The sequence below is a fragment of the Desulfoglaeba alkanexedens ALDC genome, from assembly GCF_005377625.1.
Lineage (GTDB): Bacteria > Desulfobacterota > Syntrophobacteria > Syntrophobacterales > DSM-9756 > Desulfoglaeba > Desulfoglaeba alkanexedens.
Map to the genome: position 1 here is coordinate 3,213,275 of NZ_CP040098.1, position 22,149 is coordinate 3,235,423.

The 22,149-nt window shown below is 61.9% G+C and carries 19 protein-coding genes and 1 tRNA gene; 14 read left to right on the plus strand and 6 right to left on the minus strand.

Features of this window, described 5'->3' with window-relative positions:
* Positions 1-6: 6 nt before the first annotated feature.
* From ade to FDQ92_RS14400, 5 genes are all read right to left on the minus strand, one after another.
* Positions 7-1,743, minus strand: coding sequence for an adenine deaminase (gene ade / locus FDQ92_RS14380; protein ID WP_137425534.1), 1,737 nt, complete (start codon positions 1,741-1,743; stop codon positions 7-9).
* A 12-nt stretch (positions 1,744-1,755) separates the two neighbouring features.
* Positions 1,756-2,256 carry a bifunctional nuclease family protein gene (locus FDQ92_RS14385; protein ID WP_137425535.1) on the minus strand — a complete coding sequence of 167 codons (501 nt, stop codon included), beginning with the start codon at positions 2,254-2,256 and terminating at the stop codon, positions 1,756-1,758.
* A 126-nt stretch (positions 2,257-2,382) separates the two neighbouring features.
* Complete coding sequence (miaB, locus tag FDQ92_RS14390; RefSeq protein WP_137425536.1) at positions 2,383-3,759, minus strand: tRNA (N6-isopentenyl adenosine(37)-C2)-methylthiotransferase MiaB; 1,377 nt, start codon at positions 3,757-3,759, stop codon at positions 2,383-2,385.
* Between the two features lie 45 nt (positions 3,760-3,804).
* Complete coding sequence (locus tag FDQ92_RS14395) at positions 3,805-4,599, minus strand: Crp/Fnr family transcriptional regulator (protein WP_137425537.1); 795 nt, start codon at positions 4,597-4,599, stop codon at positions 3,805-3,807.
* Between the two features lie 482 nt (positions 4,600-5,081).
* Entirely contained in the window at positions 5,082-5,300 is a 219-nt protein-coding gene (locus tag FDQ92_RS14400; RefSeq protein WP_170180393.1) for a DUF4911 domain-containing protein, read from the minus strand.
* A 242-nt stretch (positions 5,301-5,542) separates the two neighbouring features.
* Here FDQ92_RS14400 and FDQ92_RS14405 point away from each other — a divergent pair, with 242 nt between their 5' ends.
* From FDQ92_RS14405 to purN, 14 genes are all read left to right on the plus strand, one after another.
* Positions 5,543-6,853 (plus strand): hypothetical protein, encoded by a 1,311-nt coding sequence (locus FDQ92_RS14405; RefSeq protein ID WP_137425539.1) that lies wholly within the window; start codon positions 5,543-5,545, stop codon positions 6,851-6,853.
* Complete coding sequence (locus FDQ92_RS14410; RefSeq protein ID WP_137425540.1) at positions 6,853-7,407, plus strand: CDP-alcohol phosphatidyltransferase family protein; 555 nt, start codon at positions 6,853-6,855, stop codon at positions 7,405-7,407. Before FDQ92_RS14405 ends, FDQ92_RS14410 begins: the two co-directional genes overlap by 1 nt.
* Before the next feature lie 69 nt (positions 7,408-7,476).
* Positions 7,477-7,551, plus strand: a tRNA-Val gene (locus FDQ92_RS14415).
* 262 nt (positions 7,552-7,813) lie between these two features.
* Positions 7,814-9,748: a threonine--tRNA ligase gene (gene thrS / locus FDQ92_RS14420; RefSeq protein WP_425457278.1), complete on the plus strand. Its 1,935-nt coding sequence runs from the start codon at positions 7,814-7,816 to the stop codon at positions 9,746-9,748.
* A 49-nt stretch (positions 9,749-9,797) separates the two neighbouring features.
* Positions 9,798-10,310: a translation initiation factor IF-3 gene (infC, locus tag FDQ92_RS14425; protein WP_137425541.1), complete on the plus strand. Its 513-nt coding sequence runs from the start codon at positions 9,798-9,800 to the stop codon at positions 10,308-10,310.
* Positions 10,311-10,970: 660 nt separating this feature from the next.
* A complete protein-coding gene (gene rpmI, locus FDQ92_RS14430; RefSeq protein ID WP_137425542.1) occupies positions 10,971-11,168 on the plus strand; it encodes a 50S ribosomal protein L35 in 198 nt (65 codons plus the stop codon).
* A 45-nt stretch (positions 11,169-11,213) separates the two neighbouring features.
* Complete coding sequence (gene rplT, locus FDQ92_RS14435) at positions 11,214-11,567, plus strand: 50S ribosomal protein L20 (protein ID WP_137425543.1); 354 nt, start codon at positions 11,214-11,216, stop codon at positions 11,565-11,567.
* A 2-nt stretch (positions 11,568-11,569) separates the two neighbouring features.
* Positions 11,570-12,580 (plus strand): phenylalanine--tRNA ligase subunit alpha, encoded by a 1,011-nt coding sequence (gene pheS / locus FDQ92_RS14440; protein WP_137425544.1) that lies wholly within the window; start codon positions 11,570-11,572, stop codon positions 12,578-12,580.
* A 139-nt stretch (positions 12,581-12,719) separates the two neighbouring features.
* Positions 12,720-15,125 (plus strand): phenylalanine--tRNA ligase subunit beta, encoded by a 2,406-nt coding sequence (gene pheT, locus FDQ92_RS14445; RefSeq protein ID WP_137425545.1) that lies wholly within the window; start codon positions 12,720-12,722, stop codon positions 15,123-15,125.
* Between the two features lie 16 nt (positions 15,126-15,141).
* Entirely contained in the window at positions 15,142-15,525 is a 384-nt protein-coding gene (locus tag FDQ92_RS14450) for a PilZ domain-containing protein (protein WP_137425546.1), read from the plus strand.
* Between the two features lie 117 nt (positions 15,526-15,642).
* Complete coding sequence (locus FDQ92_RS14455; RefSeq protein ID WP_137425547.1) at positions 15,643-16,191, plus strand: manganese efflux pump MntP; 549 nt, start codon at positions 15,643-15,645, stop codon at positions 16,189-16,191.
* 20 nt (positions 16,192-16,211) lie between these two features.
* On the plus strand, positions 16,212-19,202 hold the full coding sequence (locus tag FDQ92_RS14460; RefSeq protein WP_137425548.1) for an AIR synthase-related protein: 2,991 nt from the start codon (positions 16,212-16,214) through the stop codon (positions 19,200-19,202).
* Positions 19,203-19,225: 23 nt separating this feature from the next.
* Positions 19,226-20,050: a phosphoribosylformylglycinamidine synthase subunit PurQ gene (locus FDQ92_RS14465; protein WP_137425549.1), complete on the plus strand. Its 825-nt coding sequence runs from the start codon at positions 19,226-19,228 to the stop codon at positions 20,048-20,050.
* Positions 20,051-20,053: 3 nt separating this feature from the next.
* A complete protein-coding gene (gene purN / locus FDQ92_RS14470) occupies positions 20,054-20,908 on the plus strand; it encodes a phosphoribosylglycinamide formyltransferase (RefSeq protein ID WP_137425550.1) in 855 nt (284 codons plus the stop codon).
* 12 nt (positions 20,909-20,920) lie between these two features.
* Here purN and FDQ92_RS14475 read toward each other — a convergent pair whose 3' ends face one another.
* On the minus strand, positions 20,921-22,081 hold the full coding sequence (locus FDQ92_RS14475) for a DegT/DnrJ/EryC1/StrS family aminotransferase (RefSeq protein ID WP_137425551.1): 1,161 nt from the start codon (positions 22,079-22,081) through the stop codon (positions 20,921-20,923).
* Positions 22,082-22,149: the final 68 nt, after the last annotated feature.

A 22,149-nucleotide genomic window follows, 5' to 3' on the forward strand; every position in this document is an offset into this window, starting at 1 on the left:
TTTGCTTCACGCCTGCAGGGAAACCATGGAGAAGCTCGCAACATCCACCAGGCCTCGGTCGGTGAGTTTCAGTTCCGGGATGACCGGGAGTGCCAGGAACGAGAGGGCCATGAAGGGATTCCGGAGGGCACACCCGAAGGTTCGGGCCAGCCGGCGGAGCGCCGCCAGTCGATCCACCACCGCATCCAGGGGTTCCAGGCTCATGAGTCCGGCGATGGGCAGAGGCAGGAGTTCCAGGGTCCCCGATGCGTCGCCGACCCCCAAGCCGCCTCCAACCCTCCGCACGGCTTCGCACACGGCGGCCATGGCCGCATCGGAGGCGCCCACAGCGATGAGGTTGTGGGAATCGTGGGCGATGGTGGAGGCGAGGGCTCCCCGGGTGAGCCCGAATCCTTTCACGAAGCCGATTCCCCGGCGGGGCTGCCCCGTCCGGGGGCCGTATCGGTTGAAAACCGCAAGTTTCAAGATATCCCGGCCGGTATCCGCGACCAGCCGTCCCCCATCGGTCTTGGGAACTGCGTGAACGCAGCGGGTGAGCAGGCTTCCTTCCACCACTTCGATCACCTTCACCTCCCGGTCCGGCGCCCCCGAGAGGGCGAACAGGTCCGAGCTCATGGGACCCAGCTCCATGGGGCTGGGAGGCGGCGCCGGCGAAGGCCCGTTTTCCAGATCCACCAGCACCTTCCCGTCTCTTACCACTTCGACGCCGTTCTTGTAGACACTCACCGGTTTCCAGGGGTGCAGCGACGCACTGAGGGAAAAGTCGGCTCGAGCCCCCGGGACCAAGGCACCCCTTCGTTTCAGCCCGAACGTTTCGGCGGGCGTCCGCGATGCCATGGCAATGGCCCGCACCGGATCCAGACCCAGGTCGACGGCGCGGTTCACCAGAGCGTCCATGTGCCCGTCGTGGAGGAGATCGTCCGGATGCCGGTCGTCGGTAACCAGGAGACAACTGGGCCAGGTGGCATCGGAGACGGCTGGAAGAAGCGCCGCCATGTCCCTGGACTGGCTGCCTTCTCGGATCATGAGCCTGAGCCCGCGGGCGAGTTTTTCACGGGCTTCTTCGAGCTGCGTGGATTCGTGGTCGGTGGCGATACCCGCCAGCACATAGGCGTTCAATGCATTTCCGGTCAACAAGGGCGCGTGGCCGTCCATGTGAAGATCCTGAAAAAGCACCAGCTTTTCAAGGACGTCCGGAACCGCCGCGATAACGCCCGGGAAGTTCATCATTTCACCGAGCCCCACGATGCGCGGGTGAGGCAGCAAAGAGGCGAGGTCCGCCGCGCTCAGTGCGGCTCCCGACGTTTCCAGCGGGGAAGCCGGAACGCAACTGGGTAGGGTCAGGTAGACGTCGAGCGGGAGACGCTCGGTGGCCTGCAGGAAGTACCGGATTCCTTCCACGCCGAAAACGTTGGCGATTTCGTGAGGGTCGCACACCACCGCCGTGGTGCCCCGCGGCAGTACCGCAGCGGCGAACCCCGACGGGTGCAGCAGACTGCTTTCGATGTGGATGTGGCCGTCGATGAAGCCGGGGGCGATGTACAGGCCGGACGCATCCACCACGCGGCGGGCTTCGTAGCGGCCGATTCCCACGATACAGCCGTCGTGCACGGCCAAGTCGGCTCGTTCCACCGCCCCGGTATGAACGTTTACGATGGAACCCCCTCGAAGGCAGCATTCGGCGGGGACTTCCCCGGCGGCGACCCGAAGGAGCCGTTCCAGCGATCGGCGGTCCCGTTTCATCGCGGGCAAGCCCTACATCTTGTATTTTCCGAAGTCTTCAGGATCCAGCTTGTCCAGGATCTCTTCCCACTGTTCCTTGTCCTCGGAACGGAACATCGTCTTATCTTCCTGGGAAACCGATTTCTGCGATTTCTGCAGCACCTCTTCCCGGACGAAGATGGGCGCGTTGGTGCGGAGCGCTATGGCGATGGCGTCGGAGGGTCGGGAATCGATGGAACTCAACTTATCGTCGACTCGAAGATGAATCAAGGCGTAATAGGTGTTGTCCCGGAGGTCGCAAACTTCGATGCGTTCCACCGTCACGTTGAGGTGCTCCAGCACGTTTTTCAACAGATCGTGGGTCATGGGACGGGGAAAACGGATCTTTTCGAGTTCCGTGGCGATGGATGTGGCTTCCAGGAGCCCGATCCAAATGGGAAGATGTGTTTCCGTTACCGGATCCTTGAGGATCACCACCGGGGTATTAGTCTGCTGATCCATGACCAGCGAGGAAACCGTCATTTGCCTGTACATGGCATCTCCTTTCCGGACTGCCGCCGTTATCAAATGCTGCAACCGCTGCCCGTGACCGCCTGTCGCGCGAGCGAAAAACGGCACGGCATCGGTTGATTTCCAGGTTTGTGCGGGGAGGACCGAAGATCAGTCGACAGCCCCGCCGTTCAATTCACCCCGAAGCGAATGGCTGAACGCGTCTGTGATGCGCACCTTGACGCAACGGCCCACCAGCGTCTCGTCGCCCTGAAAATTCACGATTCGGTTCTGTTGCGTCCTCCCCGTGAATTGACCGCCCCCCGCCCTGCTGGGTCCTTCCACCAGGACTTCCCGAATCCCGCCGATCTCGAGCCGGTTCTTTTCCAGGGTGATTTCCGCCTGCAGCCCCTGAAGGATCGCCAGGCGGCGGCTCTTCACGTCCTCCGGGACCTTGCCGGAAAAACCCGACGACCTGGCGAAAGGTCGGTCCGAATATCGGAACGAAAAGAGCGTGTCGAAGCGGATGCGTTCCATCAGCTCCAGAGTCTTTTCGAAATCTTCGTCGCTTTCTCCCGGAAAGCCGACCATGACGTCGGCGGAAAGGCCGATCTCGGGGCAGGCGTCTCTGAGGCGCCGGACCTTGTCTTCATAGTCGGCCGCCGTGTAGCGCCGGTTCATCCGCCGGAGCACCAGGTCCGAGCCGGCCTGGAAGGGAAGGTGGATGTGTTTGCAAAGAACCGGGATTTCGGTGAAGCAACGGATAAGAGATTCCGTAAGGTCCTTGGGGTGCGACGTGGTGAACCGGATTCTCGATAGGTTTGTCTCACCGGCGATCTTCCGTATCAGTTCCGAAAAGTCGATGCGCTCGGAAAGACCCCGGCCGTAAGAATTAACGTTCTGGCCGAGCAGCAGAACTTCGCGCGCGCCCCCGTCTTCCAGAGCCTTGATCTCCCGGAGCACGTCGCCGCTCGGCCGGCTCCGTTCCCGGCCCCGCACATAGGGCACAATGCAGTACGTGCAGAAGTTGTCGCACCCCTGCATGATGGTCACCGGCGCGACGACGCCCGACCGAAGCGGCCTGCCGCCGGCCGGCGGGTAGTGCCGGTTAGTTTCGCCTTCATCGTCCGGAAGGTACGCCGTGCGGTTCCCGTCCTGCCACAGGCGGTCGAGCAAGTCAGGCACGGCTCCCACACCTCGCGTGCCCACGACCAGGTCCAGGTGAGGGAACCTCTCGAGGAGTTTTTCTCCCAGCTGCTGAGCGACGCATCCGGCCACGATGATCTTCAGATCCGGATTGCGGTGTTTGAGCTTTCGCAGCCGACCCACCAACGAGTAGACCTTCTGCTCGGCCTTTTCCCGTACGGAACAGGTATTCAAAAAGATGACGTCCGCACGGTCCGGGTCATCCACGCGGCGATAGCCCCGGTTCTCGAGGAGCCACGCCACGCGCATGGAATCGTATTCGTTCATCTGACAGCCGAAGGTCTGGACATAGAGGGCCCGCGGACAGGCCCCAACGGCCGCCTCAGCTGATTTTTCGTGCATGCCGCTCAACGCCCGAGCATCCTCTCCCCCGTCCGGGGCTGTCCGTCACAGAAGGTCGTCCCATTCGTTTTCGGGATGACCCTTCGCGATCAGGTTGCGATTCATTTCCACAAGCCGGCTGGAAAGCCGCTGGATCAGGTCCACAGCAAGGTCCGGGAATTCCCGGGCAAACGACAGCAGCCTGTCGGCCGGAAAGACCTGGACCGTGCTTTCGCCCACGCTGGTCACCGAAGCCTTCCAGGGGAGCCGGAGCAGGCAGGCCATGGCGCCGAAGAAGGTGCCCGGCCGCTCGATGCGGCCCACTTCCAAGCCGCCTCGTGTGACCCGAAGACCGCCGTCGGCGGAAACCAGCCTGAAAAACTCCCTCCCTTGGGAACCTTCATGCACCACGCGCTCTCCGTCTCCGAAAAAACGGATTTCCACGTCCTGAGGCAGTTGAACCTCCCGGTCCTCAAAAACAACCTCTCCCGTGTCTACAAGCTGCTTCACCACCGAAAGCAGGATGGTTCGCGCCATCCGGGGTGTCCTGGCGATGAAGTAATCCACTGCCTCCACGTCGTAGATGGCGATGCGGGCGGCTGTCACGGCCTGCACGGTATAAGGAAAGTGGGGTTCCACCAGGCATTCCATGCCGAAGACGTCCTGCTCGCCGAGAACCCGGATCTTGCGGCCGTCGCGGGTGACTTTTACACTGCCGTCCAAGATCACGTAGAAGTTGGACACTTCCTGACCCGCGCAAAGTACGATGTCGCCTTCGTCATAGGTTCGCACGTCGAACCGGTAGTCGGGTCGCTCCTCCTCCGGTGCACTCAGGTGGCGGTTTCTCTTCGAAGTCGTCATCGCACGTCCTGTCCAGGGACTTCAATAAAAGTTTGTCCAACAACAAGCTCATGAAAGTCGGGCCCTAAAGTTCCTTGTTCCTGTAGGAGCGGGCTTGCCCGCGACCCGTAAAACCGGCGATGCCGCGTTGATGCTGATCGCCGGCAAGCCGGCTCCTACTGGGCATGCATCACCTGGTAGGGGCGCAGCGCTGCTGCGCCCCTACTCGAAAACACGGACACTCCATCCCCGGAAGGGTGAAGAGTATTCTCAGATAGCCTCTAAGCTTCCGCAAGCATGGAAGGTCCGGGGTCAGTCACGCCTTAGGGCCTTCATTCTTAGACTATACCCGAGTTCGTTTCAAGGGGCCTGTCCCGAGTCCCGGGCGGTGGGGCCCGGCACGCCGCACGGAAGAGGGAGCAGGAAAGAAGAGCGCCCGGCCAAGGGCCGCCGCGTAGCAGGGTCGGCCTCCCAGCGGGACGCCCGCTGTGGGTCCCTCCGGATCAGGCCGGTTCAGCGGGAACCCACCCGGTGAACTTCGACTCCGCGCCGATGATCGCCAGCACATCGTCCTCACAGTCCGGAGCGGCATGGATCCGCACCAGTCCCAGATCGGAATCCACTGTGGTGACCACGGCCACACCTTCGTAGGCTTCCAGGGTGGAGGAAAGAAAATGGATGGTCCGGGGATCTACAAATCCAAGAAACACCGTGCCCTGCATGGATCCCTCCGCCGTGGAACCGTTCGTTTTTCCGCTTTTGTTCACCCGATGCCTATGATAGCAATAGCTCTCCCGCGAGGGAAGCTGGAGCTTCGATTTCATCGGGGCGGGGGCGCCGCTCCCACAATGGGCCGCCTGGGTGGGTGAAGGGTATTCTCGGACACTCTCTTACATCACCTGCGGAGCAAAACCGATCGCACCGGACGCGTTGTGGGGCTTTCAACCACCAGACGGAGTCTATCATGGGTCGACGCGTGAGACGAAAGTTTATCGCTGCGGTTCTCATCGTTTTCACCGGTTTTTGCGCCCGGATCGCCTGGTCTCAGTCGGGGACGTCAACTTTCTTCGCCCAGGGGATAGCCGTCTACGACGAACGGGACCAGGCGAGGAGCCGCGAGGAGGCGCTGAACGACCTCATGATCCAGGGCGTTACCCAGGGGATCGGGGTGTTTTTGAAGCCTTCCGAACTGGTGCGTCAGAACGCGCTGCTGAAGAAGGAAATTCTTTCCAAGCCGCAGCGCTACGTACAGAGTTACCGGATTCTTTCGGAGCAGCCGTCGGGTGGATCCTACCGGATACAGGGCCAGGTGACGGTGGCCATGGAAACGCTACGAGCCGACCTGGAGGCTCTGAGTCTTTCGGTGGAGGGAACCGCGAAACCCGTACCCGTTCCTTCTCCCGCGGCCGCTTCCGCACCGGCTTCGGAAGGGAACCGCCAAAGCCTGCCCGAAGGACTGCCGCACGCCCGGGATCTGCTCTGGGTCGTTTCGGAAAACTGGGACGGGACCTGGGTGGTTCCCACAAGCGATACCCCGTCGCGCACACCCTTTCACGAAAGCCTCCTCATGGACGCGGAAGACTACCTCTGGACGCTGGACGTCCCTTCACAAGGAGACGTCGTGGCTGACGCCTCGGGAAACGTTCCCCTCTACGACGCGCTGCAGACGGCCCGCGAAAGGGGAAAGCCGATCCTGGTGATGGGCCGAGTCTTCTCGCAGACAACGGACGCCGGCATCCGGACCGTCCAGGTCAACCTTCAGATTGTTGATGTGGCTTCGGAAAGCGTTTTGGGAAGCCTTGATCATTCCTGGCCTCTCGCGGGAGATCTGAACGAAGGGATCGTCTACATGGCGAGCCTGGTGGTTCCGCGGATCGATGCTCTGCTCGCCGCCGCCGGGGAAAGAGGCCGTTCTTACACCGTGGGACAAGTCAGCGCGGTGCCGGATGAGTGGGGTGCGCAGCGACAGTGGAATGTAGTACTTCGGTCGGATCACGCCTACAGCCAGTGGGAGATGCTGGAGGAACTGCTCAGGCGCCAGTCGTCGGAAGTCAGAGTGGAGGGGCTTGAATTGAAGGGCGGCGAGATCCGAGCGTTTGTTTCAGGCGTGTCGTACCGGGAGATCGAAAGCCTTTCCGGGGTGAAGCTCCGGGACGGCAAAGCGCTGCATGTCAGGGGAGTGGAACGCGAAACCCGTTCGCTCCTTCTGGAATGCGTTCCGGCCCCCGAGGAACCGGCGGTTCCGTTCGATGAGCCGGCGCCGGAGTCCCGGTGATGACGATTCCGAACCTTATCACCCTGATACGGATCCTGCTCACCCCTGTGCTGATTTGGCTTCTGCTGGACGCACGACTGGGAGAGGCTCTGGCGGTCTTCTTCGTAGCCGGGGTCACCGACGGGCTGGACGGATTCATCGCCCGCGTGTTCCACCAAAAAAGCCGACTGGGGGCCTACCTGGATCCCCTGGCGGACAAGCTCCTCCTGGTCAGTTCCTTCATCCTCCTCGGCCACCTGGACCTGCTTCCCGACTGGCTCGTGATCATCACCGTGAGCCGGGACGCCCTCATCGTGATCGGCGTCCTCACGCTCATGTTTCACCAGGTTCCCGTGGCCATTCACCCGTCGCTCTTGAGCAAGCTCACCACGCTGGTGCAGATCCTGACGGTCATGGCGATTCTCGCCGCCCCCTATTTTTCGCCTCTCCTTTGGGTGACGCAGGGCCTCATTTCCGCTACGGCCGCGTTTTCGGTGGCGAGCGGCCTCCACTACATCGTGTACGGTCTGCGACTCTGGGACGCGGCCCGTAACGGCGACAAGGAGCAGGCTTGAAGCTCGGCGAGGTTCATTTTGCTTGACACCTCGAGAACGAATCCGATATACGGGAGCGAACCTGCGCGTAGGCACGTAGCTCAGCGGGAGAGCGCTACCTTGACGCGGTAGAAGTCGGCGGTTCGATCCCGCCCGTGCCTACCATGTTTTTCAGCAATCCAGGATGAAAGCGCTCCGGTCCTGACACATCCAAAATACTGACGGTTCGCGGGCTCGCGGGTGGATCAACGGATCATCAGGGAGTCGACCCCGATCAATAGTGCACCGACACCGTGAATGAACAGGCATCTCCCGCCGGTGACCAGGGGGGTGCCTTTTTTGTTACATGAAAGACCTTCGACGCGGCGGCCCGGCGGCCCTCGGGCGACAGAGGTTTCAGGCCATGACCACACAACCGGTTGAATCTTTGGAAACAGTTAAGATCGAGTTTCCCGGCGGCGAACGGCGTGATTTTCCCAAGGGTACCACCGTCAAGGAGGTGCTCGCGGCCGCGGGCGGAAAGCCGGACGGCTGGGTGGCCGCCAAGGTGAACGGCCGCCTGGTGGACCTCGCCGCGCCCATAACCGAAGGCGCCATGGTGGAAGCGGTGCGGATCGATTCGCCGGAAGGGCTTGAAATCCTGCGGCACAGCGCGTCTCATGTCATGGCCCAGGCCGTCAAGAAGCTCTTTCCCGAGGCGAAGGTCGCCATCGGGCCGGCGATAGAAAACGGTTTCTACTACGACTTCCAAGTGGACCGGCCCTTCACCACGGAAGATCTGGAAAAGATCGAAGCGGCCATGAAGGAAATCATCCAGGCGCGGATTCCCTTCCGGCGCCGGGAACTTCCCCGGGAAGAGGCGATCCGGCTGTTCGAGCAGCGAAAGGAAACGTACAAGGTGGAGTTGCTGCAGGAACTGGAAGCCCCCACGGTTTCCATCTACGAGCAGGGCGATTTCGTGGATCTTTGCCGGGGACCCCACGTTCCGGACACGGGTTTCATCAAGGCGTACAAGCTCATCTCCGTCGCCGGAGCCTACTGGCGCGGCGACGAACGCAACGTCATGCTCCAGCGCATCTATGGCACGGCGTTTCCGGACGGAAAGGCCCTCAAGAAGTACCTCAACTTCCTCGAGGAAGCCCAGCGGCGCGATCACCGACGCTTGGGACGCGAACTGGACCTGTTCAGCTTCTCCGACGAAGTCGGGGCCGGCATGGTCATCTACCATCCCAAGGGGGCGCTGCTCCGTCACATTCTGGAAGCCTTCGAAAAGCGGGAACACCTGAAGCGGGGCTATCAGATGGTGATCGGCCCCACGCTCCTCAAGACGGAACTCTGGAAGCGTTCCGGCCATTTCGACAATTACCGGGAAAACATGTATTTCACGGAAATCGACAACCAGTCCTACGGCATCAAGCCCATGAACTGCCTGGCTCACATGCTCATTTACAAGTCGAAGGTGAGGAGTTATCGGGATCTGCCGATTCGTTACTTCGAGCTGGGCACGGTGCATCGCCACGAAAAGTCCGGGGTGCTCCACGGTCTGCTTCGCGTCCGTCAGTTCACCCAGGACGATGCCCACATTCTGTGCATGCCGGAACAGCTGAACGCGGAAATTCAAGCGATCATCGATTTCGTTATCGAGGTGATGGACCTTTTCGGCTTTTCATACGAAATGGAAGTGAGCACACGGCCCGAGAAGTCTATTGGAACGGAAGAGGACTGGGAGCGGGCCACCAGGGCCCTCATCGGAGCGCTGGAAGGGAAGGGGCTTCCCTACACGATCTGCCACGGTGAAGGGGCGTTCTACGGGCCCAAGATCGACGTGAAACTCAAAGACGCCCTGGAACGGCGATGGCAGTGCGCGACCATCCAGTGCGACTTCACGCTTCCCGAACGCTTCGATCTCACATATGTGGGCGCCGACGGGGAACGGCACCGGCCCGTGATGCTGCACCGGGTGATCCTGGGGGCGCTGGAACGGTTCATCGGTGTTCTCATCGAGCACTACGCGGGAGCCTTTCCGTCTTGGCTGGCTCCAGTCCAAGCGGTGGTGGTGACGGTCACGGACCGCCAGCTGGAATTTGCCCGGAACGTCCACGCGGAACTTCGCGCGCTGGGCGTCCGCGTGGAACTGGACGAACGAAACGAAAAGCTGGGCTTCAAAATTCGCGAAGCCCAGATGCAGAAGATCCCCTACATGCTCGTCGTCGGCGACCAGGAAGTGGAGGCCGGCGGCGTGCGGCCGCGGCGCCGCGATGGGAAGAGCCTGGACATCACGACTCCGCGGGAGTTTGCCGAACTCCTGGAACAGGAATGCCGTGAGGCGACGGGCGGGCGGGTCGGTCTGGGGATGATCTGAAGCGGCATGGACCTGAAACGGTGACACTCGATACGAGGAGGATGGGACTCTGAGCAAGCAGCAGGAAAACGTGAATGAGAAGATCCGGGCGCTCCAGGTCCGAGTGATCGGTTCGGACGGGAGCCAGCTGGGCATCTTGCCGATCAAGCAGGCCTTGGAAATCGCCCGCGAGGAAGGGCTGGATCTCGTGGAAGTCGCCCCTAACGCGGAGCCCCCGGTCTGCAAGGTCATGGACTATGGCAAATACAAGTACCAGCAGAGCAAACGAAGCCAGGAAGCCAAGAAGAAGCAGACTGTCATCCAGGTGAAGGAAGTCAAGCTCCGCCCGAAGACCGACGAGCACGACGTGCAGGTCAAGCTTAGCTACATCCGGCGTTTCCTGGCGCAAAAGGACAAGGCCAAGGTCACCGTGCTCTTCCGCGGGCGCGAGATCGCCTACATCGATCGGGGAAGGATGGTGCTCGACCGCATACTCCAGGAGCTTCAGGATGAAGTGGTAGTGGAACTTCCTCCCAAGATGGAAGGGCGGAACCTGGTGATGATCCTGGCGCCGAAGGGCTGAGAGGCTGTCTGAGAATATTTTTCACCCTTGTGCAGAACCTCCAGCTTCGATTCCCATGAGGCCGTTCTCAAGCAAGAAATTGGGAACGAGGGTAAAAGTTAACGAGGGTGAAAAGTCCCCCTCTCCCTTGATGGGAGAGGGTTGGGGTGAGGGTGAGAAAATTAACGTACGTCAATCAGTTACATCCCCCTCCCCTTAATCCCCTCCCACAAGGGGAGGGGAAATAGAATTTCCACCTTGTTCCCAAGCTCCAGCCGGGACCTGCGCTGGCGCAACCGCGTGCTTGGCTTTGGGGAAATAGAATTTCCACCTTGTTCCCAAGCTCCAGCTTGGGAACACAACTGTGCAGAAGCTCCAGCTTCGATTCCCATGAGGCCGTTCTCAAGCAAGAGATTGGGAACGAGTGGAAGGAACCTCATCAAGACCGACTTTCATGAGCTTGTTTTGGGACAGGCCCTAAGGCCCCGCCTGGAAAAAAGCTTGACACCACCCGGGAACCCCAATAAATTGGCGGCTTCGACCGCGCCCGCACCACGGGACCGTCGCTGAAGTTCCCGTGATTTTCGGCTCAGCCCGCAGACCTCGGGTCGAGGGATGGGCCCGTTCGTGTTCCCGGCGAATGCCGGGATAACTGGAGCCTGGAAGGATTTGGAGGATTCGATGCCCAAACTCAAGACCAATCGCGGAGCGGCCAAGCGGTTTCGCGTGACCGGCAGCGGGAAGTTCGCCCGCGCGCGGGCCAACAAGAGTCACATCCTGACGAAGAAGACCCGCCAACGCAAACGCCGGTTGCGCCGGTCCACGCTGGTCGATGCGGCGAACGTGACGGCCGTCCGCCGGATGCTGCCGTACCTGTAAAACGAATCGGGGCGGGAAGCAGCCCCTGAGGGAGGAGAAGGTTCCATGCCACGAGTCAAGAAGGCGGTCAAATCCCGCCGGCGTCGCAAAAAAGTCCTCGACATGGCCAAAGGATACCGCGGCGGGCGCGGCAAGCTCCTTCGGACCGCCAAGGAAACGGTGGAACGCGGCTTGCAATTCGCCTACCGCGATCGGCGGGCCAAGAAGAGGGATTTCCGGAGCCTGTGGATCGTTCGGATCAACGCCGCCGCCCGGATGCACGGGATGAGTTATTCGCAGTTCATGAACGGCCTGAAGAAGGCCGACGTGGCTATCGACCGGAAGGTTCTGGCGGGGCTCGCGGTGTCCGATCCCGAAGCCTTCGCCCGGCTCGCCCGGATCGCCAAGGAAGCGGCTTGACCATGGAACAGGCGGTTCGCGATCTTCTTCGGAAAGCCTCCGAAGCGGTTGAATCCGCGGGCGGCGATGTCAGACGCCTCGACGGCCTGCGCGTAGCCTACCTCGGTCGGAAGGGTGAACTGACCCGCCTTTTCAAACAACTGGCACAGGCCGCCCCGGAAGATCGGCCGAGGCTGGGCAAGGTGCTCAACGAAGCGAAGGAGCACCTGGAAGGCATCCTGAACCAGGCGCTTCAGCGGGCCAAGGCCGCCGAAGCCGGATCCGCCGACCGTATCGACGTGACCCTTCCCGGGCGGCGGCCGCTCCGCGGGCACCTTCACCCCATCACCCAGGTCACCCTGGAAATCGAATCCATCTTTCACCGGCTGGGTTTTGAAACCGTTGAAGGCCCGGAAGTCGAACTGGACTATTACAATTTCGAGGCCTTGAACATCCCGAGGGATCACCCGGCGCGGGACATGCAAGACACCTTCTATGTGTCCGAAGACGTGGTGCTCAGGACGCACACGTCTCCCATCCAGGTCCGGACCATGGAGAAGCGGCGTCCTCCCATCCGCGTCATTGCGCCGGGCAAGGCCTACCGGTGCGATTCGGACGTGACCCACACGCCCATGTTCCACCAGGTGGAAGGCCTGATGGTGGGTGAGAACATTTCCTTCGGAGATCTCAAGGGAATCCTCACCGTTTTCGTGCAGCAGATGTTCGGCCCCCATGTGGGGCTCCGCTTTCGCCCCAGTTTCTTTCCATTCACCGAACCCAGCGCCGAAGTGGACATTCAGTGCGTCATGTGCCGGGGCAGCGGCTGCCGCGTGTGTTCGCAGAGCGGTTGGCTGGAGATTCTGGGTTCCGGCATGGTCGATCCGGAGGTCTTCAGGATGGTGGGCTACGATCCTGAACAGATCACGGGGTTCGCCTTTGGGATGGGCATTGAACGCATCGCCATGTTGAAATTCGGAATCGACGACCTCCGTCTCTTCTTCGAAAACGACCTGAGGTTTCTCAGCCAGTTTTGAGCCGCCCGGGGAACCTCGCGGAGCGGCTGCCATCACTTCATTCAGCCATTGAAGAGGCGCAAAGGACGTGGATGCTTGGGTCGTTGTCCACGGCCTTTGCGTCTCATCGGTTAAGGGCCATGCGGAAAGGAAGCTCCCGATGATTGTCAGCTTGAATTGGCTTCGCGACTATGTGGACTGTCCGCTGTCCGCCGGCGAACTGGCGACGGCGCTGACCATGGCGGGCCTGGAAGTGGAAGGCATTCACCGGCGTTACGAAACCCTGAAGTACGTGGTCACGGCTCGCATCGCACGGATCGAAAGGCATCCCCGGGCCGATCGGCTGCTGCTCTGCCAGGTCTCGGACGGTTCGAGGGAGTACCGGGTGGTCTGCGGCGCCCCCAATCTATCCGAAGGCGCCGTGGTGCCGTTGGCCCTTCCTGGGGCGGAACTTCCTTCAGGCGTCAGCATTCGGGAAGCCGAAATCCGCGGCGTCCGCTCCCAGGGCATGCTTTGTTCCCAAAAAGAACTGGCGCTGGGAGAAGACGCCGCAGGAATCTGGCTGCTTCCCGCCTACATTCCACTGGGCGTTCCTTTGGCCGAAGCCCTGGGCCTTGAGGACGAACTGCTCGACGTTTCCATCACCCCGAACCGGGGAGACTGCCTGTCCATAGTGGGTATCGCTCGGGAAGTGGCGGCGGTGTGCGGGACTCGGGTCCGGTATCCGGACATCGAGCTCACCGAAGACGGCTCCGATGTCCACCAACGGGCGGCGGTCACCGTGGAAGACCCTGAAGGCTGCCCCCGCTACTCGGCGCGACTCGTCGAAGGCGTCCACATCGGACCTTCTCCCCAATGGCTCCGCGAACGGCTGGAGTCCGCAGGGCTCCGCTCCATCAACAACATTGTGGACGTCACCAACTACGTCCTGCTGGAATTAGGGCAGCCGCTCCATGCCTTCGATTTCGACCGCTTGGAAGAATCCCGCATCGTGGTCCGCCGCGCCGCTGCAGGAGAGCGCTTCGTGACGCTGGACGGCGTGGAACGAACCCTTTTCGACGACACCCTGCTCATCTGTGATGGAAGGCGTCCGGTGGCCGTTGCCGGGATCATGGGAGGGCTCGATTCCGAAATCAAACCGGAAACGACGCGGGTCCTCATCGAAAGCGCTTTCTTTCAGCCTTCGTGCATCCGGCGAAGCAGCCGCAAGCTGGGACTCAGGACGGAATCCAGCTACCGTTTCGAACGGGGCGTGGATCCCGAAGGGGTCATCCGGGCTCTGGACCGGGCGGCTCAACTCATGGCGGAGTTGGGCGGCGGTCGTTTGGCCCGCGGCCGGATCGACGTGTACCCGAACCGCCAGGAACGTCCCAAGATCACGCTGAGAGTGGACCGGATGAATCGTTTCCTGGGGCTGGAGTTGAGTACCGATGAGGTAGCCGAGGTCTTGGGGCGGCTCGAGATGGAGGTGGCCCCGGCGGGCGACCGCCGGCTGGTGGTGCGCCCGCCGTCTTTCCGCCTGGACGTCGACCGGGAAGTGGACCTGGCGGAAGAAGTGGCGCGGCTGGTGGGTTACAACCGGGTGCCAGTGACGCTTCCGTCGGCGTCCCTGGGGTGCGAACCGCCGAGCCCGCATCTGCGATTGCGCCAGGCCCTCAAGGAACGCCTCGCCGGCGCAGGTTTCTTTGAAGTCCTCAATTATTCGTTCGTTTCAGAAAAGTCTTTGGAAAACCTGGGGACGGCGCCCGAGTTCGCGGAAATCCGGCCCATCCGACTGCTCAACCCCCTCAGCGAAGAACAGGCCGTGATGCGGACGAGCCTCCTCCCGGGACTGCTCCAGACAGCAAGATACAATTTCGACCGGGCGAATATTCACTTGAGGCTCTTTGAGCTGAGCCGGGTGTTCATTCCCGTGGCCGGTGAAAGCCTGCCGCGGGAAGAATTCCACTGTGCGGGGGTTCTGGCGGGGCGGCGTGACCCGCGGCCTCTTTACGGAGACGAAGCGGCGGTGGATTTCAGCGACGTGAAGGGCACCGTGGAAGATATCCTGGATCTTTTCCACCTGGAAAAGGTGGAATGGAAGGCGAGCGATCTTCCGCCCTACTGCAGCGCGGCCGCCGGAGCCGTCGTGTTCAGCGGCGATGTGTTGATCGGCAGCCTGGGGAAAATATCTCTCAAGGTTCAGGAAACGTTCGACTTGAAGTGGCCGGTCTTTTATTTTGAATTGAACTTCGACCGCCTTTTTGCTCTCAGGTGCGAACGGCCGATGTTTCAGCCTCTGCCCCGGTTTCCTTTTGTGGTCCGCGATATGGCCGTGGTGGTGGACGAGGATCTGCCGGCCGCCGAACCGCTTCGCTTCATCGAAGGGCAACCGGAGCCGCTGCTGGAGCGTATCGAGATCTTCGACTGCTACCGAGACCCGCAGTTGGGAACGGGAAAGAAGAGCGTGGGTTACCGGCTCGTTTATCGAGCGCCGGATCGCAACTTAACGGACGAAGAAGTAAACGAGGTCCACGAGCGGCTCGTGCGAAAGGTGCTCGCGACGTTCGGAGCCACGCTGCGCTGATCCTGGAGCCTTTCCGGTGACGGTAGAGAAGAACAGACAAGAGGGCGACACACCATCAGGAAAGCCCGCCCCATGCGAGGTCACGTTCACTTACGAAGGACAGACCCGGAAAGGGCACACCACGCATTTCAGCGAGACCGGCATGATGATCTTTTGCCGCGAACCCGCTCCGCTCAACACCAAGCTCACACTCACCATCAGGATCCCGGGAGTGGAAAAGCCCGTAAAGCTTTCGGCCGAAGTGGTCTGGACCAACATCTTCGGTTCGGAAGACGCCATTACGCCGCGCGGGATGGCGGTGAAATTTCTGGGACTGGATGCCGGGCTTGCCCGCATGCTTTTTGAAGTATCGGCCAAGTACCAGGTCTACGGCGACCCGTACGCCGCCTACTATTCATGATAGAGGACGATCCGGGAGCGCCGCGGTGGAACGTAACGCCGGCAAGGAACCGGGCACACGCACCCTTCATGATTTCGAACGCCGGTTGCCTGTCCGGCGATGCGGGGGGCACCGCCGGTGAATGGGTTGGAGATCGCTTTCGTCGCTGTGGCCCTTGGCTGCGACGCCTTCGCCGTGGGGCTCGGCGTTGGCACCCGGTTCTGCGCTCCGCGCCAGGTCTTTCGGCTTTCCTTCCACTTCGGCCTTTTTCAGTTCCTCATGCCCCTGCTCGGATGGGCGCTCAGTCGCAACCTGGTGAGCGTGGTGCAGCAGTGGGGACCCTGGGTCGCGTTCGGCCTCCTGTCTTTCATCGGCGGTAAAATGACCGTCGACGGCTTGAAAAAGGATGATCGCCCGCCGGAAGAATGCATCGACCCCACCCGCGGCCTCAACCTGGTACTGCTATCGCTGGCGACCAGCATGGACGCTCTGGGCGTCGGGCTGAGCCTGGGGATCATGGACCGCGATCTGCTTCGGGACGCCGTGGTGATCGGGGTGGTTGCGGGAGCCATGACGTGGTGCGCCATGAAGGTGGGCAACCGACTGTCCTCTAGGTGGGGGGAATGGATGGAAGTCGCCGGCGGGATCATCCTCATCGGTATCGCCTTCAATCTGCTCTTGGCCTAGACCCGGACACAGGAAGAATCATGATCGCTCGACTGGAAATCGCGCTCAAGCCCGACCTTTTCGATGCAGAAGGAGCGAGCCTCCGCCGCAAGGTGAAGGACTATTTCGGCTGGCATGTGGGCGGTGCCCGAGTCGTCAAGATCCTGACGTTCGACGCCCGCCTGAACCGCTACGAACTGGAAGCGGTTCGCAACGAAATCTTCACCAACCCGGTTTCCCAGGTGTCGAGTTTCCGGCCGCTGGCGGAGGCGTTCGACTGGGCCGTTTGGGTGGGTTTGCGTCCCGGCGTGCGCGACACGGCGGGAAGCGTGGCACTTGAAGCCGTTTCCGACTTCCTTCAGCGCCCCATGGCGGACGACGAAGCGGCTTACACGTCGAAGCTGTATCTGCTTTCGGACACAGCCCTCGACCGCACCCAGGTCGAAACCGTGGCCCGGGAGCTCCTGGCCAACGACATCATCCAGCATTGGCGGGTTTTTTCACGTTCCGACTGGGACCTCGAGGCGGGGGTGGGAATGATCGTCCCCAAGGTTATGCCGGCCCACGAACCTCGGGTCGCCGAAATACCGATCCCTTCCGATGAAGCCCTCCGAGCGCTCAGTGAAGAACGAAACCTGGCGCTCAACCCGAGGGACATCCCCGTGATCCGCGGCTACTTCCTGCGGGAGAGCGTGCTGCAAGAAAGAAGACGCGTGGGTCTTTCGCTTCCTACGGACGTGGAGCTGGAAACGATTTCCCAGGCTCGGAGCGATCACTGCAACCACAATACCTTCCGCGGGAAATTCCACTACCGGGATCTGGACACGGAGGAAACGGAGGTCATCGACAACCTCTTCAAGACCTGCATCCAGTCGCCGACGCTGCAGATAAAAGAAAAAAAGGACTGGGTGGTGTCGGTGCTCTGGGACAACGCCGGAGTGGCCCGGCTGGACGACGACCACCTCTACGTCATCACGGGGGAGACCCACAACAGCCCGTCCAACATGGAAGCCTACGGCGGCGCCCTTACCGGGATCGTCGGCGTCTATCGCGATCCCATGGGTACCGGAAAAGGATCGCGACTCATCGCCGGCCTCTACGGCTACTGCGTGGGGCCGCGGGACTACGCAGGTCCCCTCCGGCCGCACCTCCATCCCCGGCGGCTCCTGGACGGCGTGGTGGAAGGCGTCCGAGACGGCGGGAACAAGCACGGCGTGCCCACCGTCATGGGGAACCTCCTTTACCATCCATCCTACCTGGGCAAGTGCCTGGTCTTCGTCGCCGCCATCGGCCTCATGCCCCGGTTCGTCAAAGGCGAACCCGCGGAACAGAAGCGTCCCAACCCAGGCGATCTCATCATCATGTCGGGAGGGCGCGTGGGAAAGGACGGCATCCACGGGGTCACCGCATCCAGCGAAAGCTACAGCGAAAGCACGCCGGCGGGCCACGTCCAGATCGGCGACCCTTACACGCAGAAGAAGATGCACGATTTCCTTCTGGAGGCTCGGGACGAAGGGCTTATCACCTTCATCACCGACAACGGCGGGGGCGGGCTGTCCTCTTCCGTAGGCGAATCCGCTCATTTCGCCGGCGGAGCCAGGGTCGAACTGGACCGGGTTCCCTTGAAATACGAAGGGCTCGACGTCTGGGAAATCTGGGTTTCCGAATCCCAGGAACGCATGACCCTTGCGGTGCGGCCCGAACACCTGGACCGGTTCATGGAACTTTCCCGCCTTCACGAAGTGGAAAGCACCGTCATCGGCCGATACGAAGCAACGGGCAAGCTTCATCTCCTGTATCGAGAAAAGACGTGCGCCTACCTGGACTTGAGTTTTTTCGCCGAGGATTTTCCCCAGTGGGAATTCGAGGCGCAATGGCGGGGGCCGAAGACGCGGGGGCTTTCGGAACCGGTCTTTTCCGAACCCGAGGACCCGGCGGGCATCCTGCATCGACTGCTTGCGTCTCCCAATCTCTGTTCCCGGGAATGGATTCAGCGCCAGTACGACCATGAAGTTCAAGGGACCAGCGTGGTGAAGTTCCTCGTGGGCCGCAACCGGGACGTGCCCAACGACGCCGTGGTCCTCCGTCCCGTTCTCGGAAGTTCCAGGGGCCTGGCGGTCACTCAGACCCTCCACCCGCTGTACGGCATCATCGACACCTATGCCATGGTGGCGGCGACCATCGACGAATCGGTCCGCCGATTGCTCGCTGTCGGAGGCCGCCTGGACGAAATCGGCGGAGTGGACAATTTCTGCTGGCCCAACATCCAGTACGACCCTGAAACCAATCCGGACGGCCGCTACAAGGCGGCTCAACTGGTGCGCGCCAACCGGGCCCTTCGTGACCTCTGCCTCGCCTACGAAATCCCGCTCCTGTCCGGCAAGGACAGTATGTACGTGGACGGGTACCTGCGCGGGCGTTTCGGTGAACGCCACAAGGTTTCGGGCCTTCCGACCTTTCAGTTCACGGCCACCACCACCGTGGAAGACATCCGGCGTTGCCTCACCCTCGAGGCCAAGCACCCCGGCGATCTGGTCTACCTCCTGGGCGTGACGCGTGACGAACTGGGAGGCTCCGAATACTACGATCTTTTCAGCTACGTGGGGCTCAACGTTCCGAAGGTGGACCCCTCGGCGGCCCGGGACCTCTACTGGACCCTCGAAGAAGCGGTACGCCGGGAACTGCCGGCTTCCTGCCGAGCCGTCGGCAAGGGAGGGCTTGCGATCCATGCGGCCATGGTCGCCTTCGCGGGAAACCTGGGGCTGGCCCTTGACCTGGCCGCCGTTCCAGCCGACTGTTCCCACCGAAACGACACGCTGCTCTTCAGTGAATCCGCCGGCCGCTTCTTGGTCACCGTGCCGCCGGAGCGCCGGATGGATTTCGAAGCGATTTTCCGCGGTCTTCCGTTCGCCTGCGTGGGAAAAGTCATGGAAGATCCTCGGCTGACGGTAAGAGGGGTCGAGGGGGCGGTCCTCTTCGAGGAACCGATCTCAAGGCTCAGAGCGTCATGGCAGGGGCTCCGCCAAGGATAGGACCGTTCGGAAGGAGGACGGCGATGGGGAAGGTCAAGGCCCTGGTTCTCACCGGCTTCGGACTCAACTGCGACTGGGAAACGGCTCACGCCTTGGAGCGGGTCGGAGCCCACGCCGAAAGGGTCCACCTGAACTCACTGGTGACCGGTGGAAAGACCCTGGCCGTTTACCAGGTGTTCGTAGTGGGCGGCGGCTTTTCCTGGGCGGACGAACACGGAGCGGGGGTGATCCTCGCCATGCGCCTCAAGCATCGCCTGGGGGACGCCATCCGTGAATTCATCGCCAAAGGGGGCCTCATCCTCGGCATCTGTAACGGCTTCCAGGTCCTGGTGAACCTGGGCGTACTCCCCGCCTTCGACGGTGTTTCCTTCACACGGGAAGTAGCACTGATTCACAACGACTGCGGAAACTTTCGGGACCAGTGGGTACACCTGGCCGTCAACGCCGAATCCCCCTGTGTTTTCACGCGCGGGCTCGAACGCCTGGAACTTCCCGTGCGCCATGGGGAGGGGAAATTCTACGCCGGAACGAAGGTGATGGAGAAACTGGAAGCCAACGGCCAGGTGGTGCTCCGGTACGCCGGAGCCGACGGCGCACCGGCTCAGGGTTCCTTCCCGGAAAATCCCAACGGCTCTCTGAATGATATCGCCGGGATCTGCGATCCTTCCGGCCGGATCTTCGGCCTCATGCCGCACCCGGAAGCCTATCACCACTGGACCCATCACCCCGACTGGACGCTGCAGAAGGAACGGCTCCGGCGGCAAAACGTTCGATTTTCCGAAGAGGGGATCGGCCTGGAGATCTTTCGAAACGCCGTCCACTACGCCTCCGAAAGCCATGGAGCCTGAATCATGCCAAACGACGAGCGGTTGCAGACGGGAAAACCTGCAAAGGTCCGGCTGGCGGTGCTGGTATCGGGGAGCGGCACCAACCTTCAGTCCCTCATAGACCGAAGCCGACAGGGATTCCTCAACGCCGAAGTGGTGGTGGTCGTGAGCGACCGGCCCGGCGCCTACGGACTGACCCGGGCCCGCGATGCGGGCATCCACGGCCACGTGGTGGATTATCGTTCGTTCATGAGCGGCCCGCTGCCCGCGGAACCTGAAGAGGAAGTCCTGGACGCCCTGGACCGAAGGCAGCGCATCCTCAAAGAAACCGACCCGAGCCGGCGCCGTTCGAAACTCAAACGACTGGTCGCCGCCGAATCGGCCATGATCCGGATCCTCAGCGCCTATCGGCCCGACTACATCTGCCTTGCAGGTTTCATGCGGCTGCTCACCCCATATTTTCTCGACCACTGGAACAGGGAAGGGGACCTGAGGGTCATCAACATCCACCCGGCGTTGCTTCCCGCCTTCCCCGGGGAACATGCCTATCGCGACACCTTCCAATACGGGTGCAAGCTGGGAGGAGTAACGGTCCACTTCGTGGACGAAGGCGAGGACACCGGTCCGGTGATCGCCCAGGGCGCCTATCCCATCTGGCCCTACGACGACCTGGAAAGGGTGGAGCGGCGCGGCCTTCAACTGGAATACGAAATGTACGCTCAGTGCGTGAATTGGCTGGCCGCGGGCGTGTTGGAACTTGAGCCGACAAGTTCGGGGCGCCGGCGGGTGATCATTCGCGACCCCGACTACCGGCGCATTCTGGGCCGCTGGATCGAAAAGGCCTTCGCTCCACATCCGGACACCTGGCGGCGGGGCTGAAGGGGCGCCGCTTCAGACGGCCGCCAGGACCTCGGCGATCCTCTGCTGATCTTCCTCGCTCAGGTAGGGATGCATCGGAAGGCTGAAAATCCTCTCCGCCGTATCCTCCGACACCGGAAACTGCCCCTTGCGGTACTCGAGGAAGGCGAAGGCGGGCTGGAGGTGCAGTGGCACCGGATAGTAGACCGCGGTGGGGATTCCCGCGGCGTGGAGCGCTTCGCGGCAGCGGTCGCGATGAGTGCTGTCTTCCGCAAGGACCGAATACTGCGCCCAGGCGGGTGTCACGCCTTCCGGCACGACGGGCGTTCGAAGAGGGATCGATCTTTCGCGAAGGACCCGCCCGTAGTTTCGAGCGACGGCGCCGCGGCGCTCGATTTCGTCTGGAAAGATGGTGAACTTGGCGAGAAGGACCGCCGCCTGCAAGGTGTCGAGCCGCCCGTTGATCCCGATCCGAAGATGTTCGTACCGATCCTTCCCCTGGCCGTGAACCCGGATGGATTGCATGCGGCCGGCCAGATCCGCGTCGGCGGTGAAGCACATGCCGCCGTCGCCGCAGCAGCCGAGCGGCTTGGCGGGAAAAAAGGACGTCGCGGCAACCGCTCCGAAAGACCCGCAGCGGCGGCCGCGCCGGGCGGCCCCGAAAGACTGGGCCGCATCTTCAACAACGAAAAGGCCGGCGTCTTCTGCAACGGCGGTGATGCGTTCGTAATCGGCGGGAATCCCGAAAAGGTCGATCGCGATGACCCCCTTGGGCACCGGCGGCCGCCGATCGCCGGCCGACGGGACGGGACCCGGTTTCCCCGATTGGAGGGCTTGGAGGGTTTCAGCGAGCGCCTCGGGGTCCAGATTGAAGGTTTCGGGCTCGATGTCCACAAACACCGGGGTGGCTCCAAGCAGCGCGATCACTTCGGCGGTGGCGATGAAGGTGAACGGAGTGGTGAGAACGGCGTCGCCCGGTCCCACGTCGAAGGCCATGAGGGCCAGCAGGAGGGCGTCGGTTCCGGAGCCGCAGCCCACGGCGTGGGGCGATCCGACATATCGGGCAAGGGTTTCTTCAAGCCGGCCGATTTCGGGCCCCATGATGAATTGCTGGTGGTCGAGCACCTGCTGGATGCCCTTTTCCATGAGGTCGCGCACGCGAGCCTGCTGCGCCTCCAGATCGATGAATTTCATAGCGGGTTCCTCCCGGGACCCATGTTAAACCGTTCCACATGCTGTTGTCGACCCGTGCCGTGCCGTTC

Bases quoted from the DNA above. Each gene is read 5' to 3' on its own strand.
- ade (WP_137425534.1), bottom strand. From the start codon at position 1,743: ATGAAACGGGACCGCCGATCGCTGGAACGGCTCCTTCGGGTCGCCGCC.
- FDQ92_RS14385 (WP_137425535.1), bottom strand. From the start codon at position 2,256: ATGTACAGGCAAATGACGGTTTCCTCGCTGGTCATGGATCAGCAGACT.
- miaB (WP_137425536.1), bottom strand. From the start codon at position 3,759: ATGCACGAAAAATCAGCTGAGGCGGCCGTTGGGGCCTGTCCGCGGGCC.
- FDQ92_RS14395 (WP_137425537.1), bottom strand. From the start codon at position 4,599: ATGACGACTTCGAAGAGAAACCGCCACCTGAGTGCACCGGAGGAGGAG.
- FDQ92_RS14400 (WP_170180393.1), bottom strand. From the start codon at position 5,300: ATGCAGGGCACGGTGTTTCTTGGATTTGTAGATCCCCGGACCATCCAT.
- FDQ92_RS14405 (WP_137425539.1), top strand. From the start codon at position 5,543: ATGGGTCGACGCGTGAGACGAAAGTTTATCGCTGCGGTTCTCATCGTT.
- FDQ92_RS14410 (WP_137425540.1), top strand. From the start codon at position 6,853: ATGACGATTCCGAACCTTATCACCCTGATACGGATCCTGCTCACCCCT.
- rpmI (WP_137425542.1), top strand. From the start codon at position 10,971: ATGCCCAAACTCAAGACCAATCGCGGAGCGGCCAAGCGGTTTCGCGTG.
- rplT (WP_137425543.1), top strand. From the start codon at position 11,214: ATGCCACGAGTCAAGAAGGCGGTCAAATCCCGCCGGCGTCGCAAAAAA.
- pheS (WP_137425544.1), top strand. From the start codon at position 11,570: ATGGAACAGGCGGTTCGCGATCTTCTTCGGAAAGCCTCCGAAGCGGTT.
- pheT (WP_137425545.1), top strand. From the start codon at position 12,720: ATGATTGTCAGCTTGAATTGGCTTCGCGACTATGTGGACTGTCCGCTG.
- FDQ92_RS14460 (WP_137425548.1), top strand. From the start codon at position 16,212: ATGATCGCTCGACTGGAAATCGCGCTCAAGCCCGACCTTTTCGATGCA.
- FDQ92_RS14465 (WP_137425549.1), top strand. From the start codon at position 19,226: ATGGGGAAGGTCAAGGCCCTGGTTCTCACCGGCTTCGGACTCAACTGC.
- purN (WP_137425550.1), top strand. From the start codon at position 20,054: ATGCCAAACGACGAGCGGTTGCAGACGGGAAAACCTGCAAAGGTCCGG.
- FDQ92_RS14475 (WP_137425551.1), bottom strand. From the start codon at position 22,081: ATGAAATTCATCGATCTGGAGGCGCAGCAGGCTCGCGTGCGCGACCTC.